Raw genomic sequence first — 8887 nt, 5'->3', positions numbered from 1 at the left:
GAAATGCGTAATGTCTGTGAAAGTTTAGCTACCCGTGACCCAACCATAATTACAAGGCCTTTTTCTGTTCCCGATGAAAACGGAGAACTGAAGCTAGCCACCAATCTAAGAAGCAGAGCTACCTTGGGAGCCAGAGTCGGCCGTTGCCAAGATCTTAGAACCGAGAAACTAATGTTATTACCCGAGGGGCTGAAGATTTAGAACATGGCCGCAAGCGAAGAAATACTATCGAGAATCGATGTTGCCCTCTAAGTCGAGGTCTACCGTTAAAAGTGTTAGAGATAAACACTCATAAGCGCGAATCAGCAACGATAACTAATAAACTCAGTTATACTCAGAAACTATACGAGCCCAAGTATTGCCGCAGAGATCACGAAGCACAAAAGCTAGAATAAATACCGATAGGCGCGCGAATGAAGCCGGCGGAGGAGACTCTGGGTAGTACAAGATGATCTTTCGGTTCTCTAGAGGAGCATTGAGCCAATCGATGTAAACAGTTTTTCTGAGAAGACTGGGGGTACGGAGTCTGCTAGCGCCCTGTACATTTCCTCTAGGTTGAGGGGTCTAAGGTCGAGCCAGTCGGGGAACGTCATGAGCCTGGCCAGCTCCCTGGCGGTTATTATCCTGTTGTAAAACGGGTGTAGCACCATGCTCCTCCTCGGGTGCGGGACAGCCCTGGTCGGGCCCTCCAGGGGTATCCTATAGAGCCAGTAGCTGTGCTTGTTCTCGGGGTTTTTAACATACTTCGAGGCGTCGACCAGGCCCTCCCGGTGAGCCCTCACCAGCGAGTACCCCGGTGGTATGAGGGGGAACACCTCGGCTATCCTAGACCTCACCCTGGGAGACCTGTGGTTGTAAACTTTCACCCCCATCCACTCGCACTCGTCCTCCTGGCACGGCTCCGGCGGTAGGCCCGAGAGGACCTCGGCCGCGCTCTTGGGGGGCCCCCTGAGACCGCTCAAGAAGCGGAAGACCCTGGCGGGGTCCAGCACGCTGGACGCGACCAGGATCCACCTCCTCTTAGCCACAGGGGCGGAGTACTCGGAGAAGTCCACCAGCTCGAAGCGGACGGAGTAGCCTAGCCTCCCTAGGGCCCTGGCCAGCACCTCGGGTCTCCAACCGGGTACCTCCTCGACCACGACAACGCCCGGTCTCGCCTCCTCGGCCGCCCTGGCCACCTCTAAGTCCAGCATGTAGAGCCTGTGCCTGGGCCCCCTACTCCCCTTGGGCGTCGCCCTGGAGTACGGCTGGCACGGCGGCCCAGCTATCAGGGCCTGAATTCCCTTGAACCCCGAGTAGTCCACCTCCCTGGCGTCCAGGCACAGGGCCCTCTTCGGCCGGACGGCCCTAGAGTACACCTCAAGTCTCCTACAGTCCACGTCGACCGCCAGCTCCACCTCTAACCCGGCCCGCCTAGCCCCTATCCCTAGCCCGCCGATCCCCGCAAAGAGCTCTATAGCAGACACGCCCGTCCCCAAGGGCAACTGTTAATATTTGGGGGCGATCAAAATTTTATTAGATTGGCCGGTTGACCTCCGCCTTAGTTGGCAGGGGCTGAAAACTTGGAGGTTCCTGAAAGGGCTGCCGAGACTATAAGGAGGGCCTTCGAGACTATAGCTTCGAGCTGGACGTCTTTCAGGAGAAACTTCCCGTGGAGGGAGTCTAGAGATCCGTGGGCTGTGTTGCTGGCCGAAATTCTCCTGATTCAGACGGACGCCGCCAAGGTGGCAGCAGCTTTCCCGGAGCTTCTGAGAAGGTTCCCGAGCCCCTGCCCTCCTCCCAGCGAGGAGGAGCTCAGGGAGCTCCTGCGACCCCTAGGCCTGTGGAAGTGGAGGGCCAGGACCATAAGGGCTATAAGCGAGGAGCTCTCTAGAAGAGGTTGTTCGGTTCCATGCTCCTACGAGGAGCTTGAGGAACTTCCCGGGGTCGGGCCCTACGTAGCGGCTGCTGTAGCCGTGATAGCCTGCGACTCCCGCCTTCCAGTCCTGGACGCTAACACGGCTAGGATAATCTCGAGGGTGGCCCTCGGGAGAGATCCAGGGCCTAGGTACTCCTACGATCCGATCCTCAGGAAACTCGCGGCAGAGACTCCGCTGGGAAGAGAGGAGTTACTAGCCGCGATCGACTTCGCATCCCAGATATGTACAAAGAGGAGACCCAAGTGCCCCACATGCCCAATAAAAGAGATGTGCAAGTACTACAGGCTTAGAGCTCCCTGAAGCATCCCCTGTCGTCTACTACTCCGCTTGTCCTCATGTCTTTTAGCCACCTCAGCGACTCTGACTCTGGGATGCACAGCTTCTCTCCCTCCCCGGATACAACGCTGTCGCTGTGTATGCAGTGGTACTTCTCCTTGAGCGTCTTAGCCAGCTGCCTATACACGTCCACCTCGGCAGCGCACCACAGGGCGCTGGCTACTTCGTCCAGCATAATTGCCTTGTATCCACCCCTCCTGCACCCGTTGAACACGCTGAGTACCAGAGCGATCCATAGCATGCCATCCCGAGCTCTCCGAGGAACCAGAATCGCGGCTACGCACCTTCCCTTAAGGCCGCGGTCTGCCAGCATAGGCGTGAAGGGTTCTAGGCGGAGGGCGTTGCCAATGCCGCATATTCTCCCTAAGCCCCCCATCTCCTCGTGTATCCTAGCCGCGTCCAGCTCTCTATCGAACTCAACGACCACTAGGAAGCCCACAGCAAGCTTGGGGACGCCATTGGCCTTGGTTAGGGTAGCCGCCACGGAGGAACCTGGTATGAGCATCCCCCTCAGAACACAGCACAGCTCGCCAGCGCTTATGGCTGGGATTATGGCCCCTGGATTCCTGCCCACTGACAGCTCCCCCCTAGTCGCGCCGTAGAACTGTACAGAGCCTATCGGTCTTAGAAGACGGGCGCCTGACCGCGATACGCTGACCTCGGTCAGAGGGAATAACTTGCGCCCACGTTGCGCCTGCTCCCATAAGGCCTGCTCGAGTCTCATTGAGACGAATTCCCCATAGCTGGGCATGTACAGGTAAAGCCATAAGTGCTTGCCGCCTGGGGTTGCTACCGTTCCTAGGAGTAGACCGCCTATGCTTTCCAGTTTAACAACCCATTTACCTCCCCATCCAAGCTTGCTATCCATGAGATAGAGCAGTTCTAGGAGGGAGAATGCCTTAGCGGTCTCTTTGGCGCACTTCTTAAATTTCCTAGGTCTCCTTTTGCATCGTTCTCTTATCAGCCTGTGAAGCTTCGCAAATGCGAACAACGCGTCTTCTCCTCTCAAAATCCCGCTGCGGCAAATCTGGTGAGATCTAGGAACCGCCTGAGACTGCCCTCCAGGCTGCATCGAAAACCTCCGCTAGGTGCGAGACCACTCTGCCCCTGACGACTAAACCCACGTCGTAATCCACAGCCAGGTGTGCGTTAGTTAAATTGAAAGTGCCCACGATTGCCACGCTGGAATCTATCACTATGAGCTTAGCGTGGACGCCCCTAACCTTAACCCCGCCGATCTTCCTCGTCGCGTAAGCAACCTCCAAGTTGCTTAAGAACGACTTCATGGGCTCTAGAACCCTTTTGTTGCTATATTCGTCCTCGGTGAGCACCCTTATCCACTTTAGCTGCCTTAGTTTCTCTAGGCAACTAAGCATCAGGACGTTTAGGAGGTCTCCAACGTATGGCATCATGATCCTCATGCTCTCTCTAGCTCCGCACATGAAGCTCCTAAGGCTCTCCTCGAGACCGTAGGAGGGGGCCCCCTGCGGTATTCCGAGGTCTGAAACCACCGGCGGACTTAAAATCAGTGCCTCGACTTCCCCATACGGCCCCTCCTCTCGGCCCTCAGCAGCGCACCAAAGAGTTGTGGATATGGGCTTGGTGGGGTCAATCGGGGGACCACTCCTCCTAGCCAGACCTCTGGCCTCTAGCTCGGCGAGACCTCTGAGGGCGTCCGCCCACCTCCCGCCCAACTCTTCGGCTATCTCAAATAGGTACGCGCATCCAGACGGCCTAGACCTGAGGATCCTCAGCACCTCCTCAGCCTGCAAGGGCGCCACCTAGGAGGAAGGAGCCAGCAGAGCCTTTGCGGCTACCCAGTTAAGCCCCTTGTTTAGGGAGCCGCATCCCTCAATGTAGAGACAGGCCCTGCAAGCCGACAAACAGCCCCTGGGGCATGGTAGTGATGCGAACCTTCTCAGCTCCTCGGCTAGATCTGGCATCCCTAGGTCTACTACACCGGTCGTAGCACCCACCCCACCTGGGGAGTCGTCATATATGAGAACCTCGTAGGATCCTTCCTGGTTCCTCAATACCGACTCCCCCACCTCTCTCGGATCTACGCCCGAGACCTTGACCACAGCTTTTACGAGAACGTGCGCCAGCGAGTGGGCTACCTCGAAGGGGGTCGGATTCACACCCCTAATAGTGCCGACCTCCTTGATAGCCCTTCTTATAGCGCCGGATCCCACTTTGACTAATATCCCGTACGTCCTTATCTTCCTCCCCATGGCGATCAGCCTTTGCACATTATCTTGTCGCGAATAGTACATTACAGCAGTCCTAGCCCGCCTGCTTGAGTAGGGGTGGCCGACTAGGTAAAGCGGGACTAAGGTTATTACCTCAAACTCCCCGAGACAGGTCTCCTCGACCCATTCGCTCGCGAGACCTCTTTCCTGCAACAGTCTCCTAAACTCACTAGTTATGTCTTTTAGACATCTCCTCCGCAAGTGGGCGGAGATCTTGATGGGTTTAGTCATCGCTTCGCTAGGCATGGCTGGAGCCCTTTTTATGCCTCCTATCTTACTGAAGCTTACGTACGCATACCTATGGCTGTTATACTGACACCACCTTACAGTACCATCTTTTACTAGGTAGCGGCATGCTCCTGCTGTGGAGTCGTCGTAGGGGCAAGTGAACCAGAGACTCGACTGAGGTCTCTCGGGATCCTTGGGCATCAGGCCCTTAAGTCTCTTCGCGGTGCCCACCGTGGGGCACGCCCATATGTCTATTATGTGCCTTGCTGACAGAATTAGGCTATCACCCATACGCTGGAAATCCTTATTGGCGTCGTACTCCAGAACCCCGGCTCCAGCGGGTTCGCTAGGTGCCCCAACGTAGGCCTGTACCATGTTGCGTTCGCTACCGCACCTTGGACATTTAGGTATGGTGTTGTTCTTCGACTGCTCCACGTACCCACATACTGAGCACCTGAAGTAGCTTAGGTCAGATATTGCGCTCGGTCCGAGGTTAAAGGACACCTTCGATGGCTCCCACACCTCTACCTCCCCCTTTCTGACTCTTTCTGCAAACCTCTCCAACGCATCCCCTGCTCCAGTGCCCCTGTAGCTTTGCGCCATGTCCTCAGCTATGCTAGCTATGAGCTCTAGGTATTCAGGGTTAGTGGTCACCCTGTAGCCACCTACCTATATCGACCACGCGCGACGGCTGGACAGCGTTCACTTGGTATGCTACCCCTCTATAAGCTACTATCTGGCCCCATAGGGAGTGACTCACAGCGTATCTCATTTCCCTCTTCCTCGGCTGTGGAGGAAACTCAAATATGACCTCCACGTCGCTGTGTCTCAAGTTGTAGAGGGTCTCCTCCCCGCCTAGGGTGTCTACAAGCTCTCTGAGACCCTTTATTCTCTCCGCTCTCTGCCAAATAGCCCTTACCACTTCATTAACTGCCTGTAAAACTAGTTGCTCCTTAATAGAAGCCGCCCGAATTAAGCTCTTCGGCATCTTGCCCGTTCTTAGCTTCTCCTCTAGGCGACGTTTAAGTATTTCAGCGACCTGCTTTCTCTCTTCCGTGTTCTTGAGCTCAGCTGCCACTAGACCGCACATAAGCTTATGCGTTGGGCTGCTTAAGTCTGAGCAAGCCATCTGGACTTCTGCGATGGCCCACCTCTTAACCGCCCTCTCTATCGCGACCTCATTGTACGGGGTTACCTCCATCACCTCCCGCTCTATGGCCTTATCCCTTAGTTCCCCATCGTATAGCATTTTGTGGTTCTCAAAGAAGTCGTAGTTCACAGGTGACTCCGGATCAAACACGACGAACACGACTGCGTCTCTCCCCCTGCCGGCCCTGCCCACTCGCTGGACGAAGCTGGATACCCTGTATGGTAGCCCATAGATAGCCACATAATCTATCACCCCATAGTCCACGCCCACCTCGAGAGTGCTGGTAGCAACGAGCACTTCCAGCTGTCCCCTCTTAAATTCGAGCTCAACCCGTCTCCTATCCTGAGAGTAGTCCGTCGTGTGGCCCGAAACCCTAACCGACTGAGTCATCCTTCCGCGCGCCTCTCTGGCTCCAAAATCGTTCCTAAGGCTTGCCACCAGCTCGTTGCTCTCGGCCAATGTGTTAGTGAATATTACGCCGCGCGGCGTAGACCTTGCCTTAGTCTGGTACTCTTCGTAAAACTTGGCAAGAAGCCTTACTAGTGTAGCGTCCCTGGTATATGCCTTGGGCATGATGAGGGCAAACCACCTCCTATATGCGGAGCCCGACCCTCCCTGCGGCTGACCCGGACTACGCCCAGCCGCCACTACTCGAATTTCGTTAAGGGGCTTACCCAGGAGCGAGCTGGCGAACTGACTGGCCCTTCCCATGGTGGCGCTAGAAAGGACGTAAACAATTTTAGAGCCAACGGCCTCCTCTAGGAGGGAGAGCATGTGGTGTACTTGGATGCCGAAGCTCCCATACAGCTGATGCGCCTCATCCAAGACTATCATGGAGGGTCTTGAGGGGTCAATCGGACCCTCGAGCCTATCCGAGCCGCATACTTTGCACTTCTTAATTCTTAGGCCAGCTGGATAGGTATGCTTACAAGCGGCGCACCTCAAGTAGGGCTTCCCAAAGAGCTGCCACTCATACCAGGGGGCTGATTCCCCGCTGACTATATGGGTTTTCGGCGATCCCGACAAAATCCTGTTGAGCATGTCCTCGTCGGTTATTAATATGTCCGGCGGCTCGTAGTATAATTCGTCTCTCACCTTCTTCATATTGCGGCTCACAAATTCGGCGAATTGACACCCAGTACCACCAGCAGTACAGGTAGCGACACACTTGTCTTCATCACACGACACTACTAGGTTACTCCTATGAATCGGACATGAGGCTGGGATCTCTACAGGCTCTCGAGAGTACTTCACTTCATCGCTGCCCGGAACGTCGCCATGAAGAAGGCCGAACGTTATCTCGGGCCCCCCTCTACGCCATAGGGCATAGAGGAGGTGGGCTACCTCCTCCACCTGATCGTTCGCCAATGCTTTCGTCGGGTAGATTAGTATCGCCTTGACGCCGACGCGTTTTCCGCAAAGCTTCTGGCGGATGGCCAGCAGTATGGCTGGTATTAGGAATGCCAACGTCTTCCCGCCTGCAGTTCTAGCGGTGATCACGACTGCCGGCGGGCTCTCCCCCTTAGATGCCTTATCAAGAGCACCCATAATTTCGGCTGCGGCCTCCTCTTGGAACCTGTAGAGTTTCTTAATGCCGAGATCTTCGATAGCCCTCCACAGGGCATCTACAGCTTTTTGGAAGCCCGGGCATCCGCCACCCGCCTTGCCCGCTAGCTCCTGTATGGCGACGCCCGGAGCCCTGCCTTCCTCCAGCTGGTACAGCTCCTCTTGGGCTAAGTGATAGTCCCTTAACAGGTACTTTTTGCCTTTCTCCTCCTCGATCAGCATGCAACCAACCGTGGCAGCCTTCTCGAGCCCGTGTTCGCCCCACCTAGCCAGTATCTTTAGATCTCCAGTAGCCGTTACCTCGCCCTCCACCTCCAGCAGATAGCCTAGGGCCCACCTCCCCTGTCCGTCGAACGTGTAGGCCTTCCACGGGCTCTGACATACCTTTCTCAGCCAACTCTCAGTACTTTTGTTGCGGCTGCCGTGGAAGCACCCCCCTAAATTAAGCAGGTAAGAGGCCGCCCAAATCTCGCCGTTGTCCCTACAAGTAGCTACGAGCACGGCAAACGATTGCGTGTACCTTCCCAAGGTATTCCCCTTGACCACCACTTCGGCAGCGAGGGCGCTAGAAACTCGGTTATCCAGCCTTATGACCTTAACTAAAGGCTCCGCACGGATCGCGACTGGCATGTTCCGCAAGTGGTGCCTGGCCAGTCTCTTGATCGCCTCCTCATAACCCTTTGGCTCCCAAGCCTCCTGTGGGGCTACAGCAAATACTACTGCGCCGCAACCCCCAACGTCTACGGGACCACTTTCTACCTTGCTCCCGCCTATAGACCACAGCACCGAGAGGGATGTCCGGCGGTCAGCCAGCAAGATCTTGGCTACCACCAATACTGGAGTATGCGGATCCCGCTGAGCGTCACCCCAGCCGCTGTCCCCCCTCCTCACATAGAAACTGTACTTAAAGTCTATCTCTCCATTGCCCTCTACCACAACAGCAGCCCCAAATGCGTGACCCGGATTCCTGGATCTCGCGGCTGACTCAACCTCCTCTAACTCCTCAGTTTCTTCTACCCCCTCCTCCTCTTCTACTTCAACCTCTTCAGCCAGCTCGCGGCACGTATTACACGCAACCGAATAGAAGCCCTGGGGTGGAGGGGCTAAGACGGAGATGTGGGGCTTCTCAGGGTGGAACCGACTCCTCAGAAACTTAATGGACTCCAGCACGGCGTCGAATAAGGGGTTCCCCCAGGCGGCGCTCAGCAGCTTTCACCCCCGCCGCACACGGTGAAGAGTCTTTTGGGGGTCTTCGTCCCACGTTCCCCGGGGGTGGACTCTGGGTATCTTGAGCTCCTCATAGGCGTTTTGGGTGGCTCACCCTTCTGAGCTATGTGCATGCTCTATACCTTCGTACTACCTCTGAGAAAATGCTTGCACTACATAAGTATGCTTAGCATCAATATAAGCGCTACGCAAAACTACAACCATCAGAGCTT

7 protein-coding genes are annotated in these 8887 nt (G+C 55.8%); 2 read left to right on the top strand and 5 right to left on the bottom strand.

Translation table 11 applies throughout. From position 1 onward, the window contains the following. Nucleotides 1-201, top strand: a 201-nt coding sequence (locus ACP5KC_RS07315; protein WP_428287118.1) for a hypothetical protein, incomplete at its 5' end; no start/stop codon positions are given. Nucleotides 202-464: 263 nt separating this feature from the next. Here ACP5KC_RS07315 and ACP5KC_RS07310 read toward each other — a convergent pair. Next, nucleotides 465-1466 carry a DNA cytosine methyltransferase gene (locus tag ACP5KC_RS07310; protein WP_428287117.1) on the bottom strand — a complete coding sequence of 334 codons (1002 nt, stop codon included), beginning with the start codon at nt 1464-1466 and terminating at the stop codon, nt 465-467. Between the two features lie 96 nt (nt 1467-1562). Here ACP5KC_RS07310 and ACP5KC_RS07305 point away from each other — a divergent pair, with 96 nt between their 5' ends. Beyond that, complete coding sequence (locus ACP5KC_RS07305) at nt 1563-2219, top strand: endonuclease III domain-containing protein (RefSeq protein WP_428287116.1); 657 nt, start codon at nt 1563-1565, stop codon at nt 2217-2219. On the opposite strand, the gene ACP5KC_RS07300 is transcribed toward ACP5KC_RS07305, so the two are convergent. From ACP5KC_RS07300 to ACP5KC_RS07285, 4 genes are read right to left on the bottom strand one after another with little or no spacing between them, the layout of a single operon-like run. Further along, the gene (locus tag ACP5KC_RS07300) at nt 2206-3327 is read right to left on the bottom strand and encodes a hypothetical protein (protein WP_428287115.1); all 1122 of its coding nucleotides are present in this window, start codon (nt 3325-3327) and stop codon (nt 2206-2208) included. The genes ACP5KC_RS07305 and ACP5KC_RS07300 overlap by 14 nt on opposite strands. Continuing rightward, the gene (locus tag ACP5KC_RS07295) at nt 3293-4012 is read right to left on the bottom strand and encodes a phospholipase D-like domain-containing protein (protein WP_428287114.1); all 720 of its coding nucleotides are present in this window, start codon (nt 4010-4012) and stop codon (nt 3293-3295) included. The genes ACP5KC_RS07300 and ACP5KC_RS07295 overlap by 35 nt, the downstream gene beginning before the upstream one ends. 24 nt (nt 4013-4036) lie before the next feature. Further along, a complete protein-coding gene (locus ACP5KC_RS07290) occupies nt 4037-5386 on the bottom strand; it encodes a DUF1998 domain-containing protein (protein WP_428287113.1) in 1350 nt (449 codons plus the stop codon). After that, complete coding sequence (locus tag ACP5KC_RS07285) at nt 5376-8618, bottom strand: DEAD/DEAH box helicase (RefSeq protein ID WP_428287112.1); 3243 nt, start codon at nt 8616-8618, stop codon at nt 5376-5378. Before ACP5KC_RS07285 ends, ACP5KC_RS07290 begins: the two co-directional genes overlap by 11 nt. Nucleotides 8619-8887 lie beyond the last annotated feature (269 nt).

Origin of the sequence: Infirmifilum sp. (assembly GCF_049970975.1) — an archaeon.
GTDB classification, from domain to species: domain Archaea; phylum Thermoproteota; class Thermoprotei; order Thermofilales; family Thermofilaceae; genus Thermofilum; species Thermofilum uzonense.
Note: the sequence above shows the minus strand (reverse complement) of the source record. Positions and strands in the feature narration are given on the sequence as shown.

Excerpts from the sequence above, each read along its gene's own strand:
- ACP5KC_RS07300 (WP_428287115.1), bottom strand. The coding sequence starts at position 3,327 with ATGCAGCCTGGAGGGCAGTCTCAGGCGGTTCCTAGATCTCACCAGATT.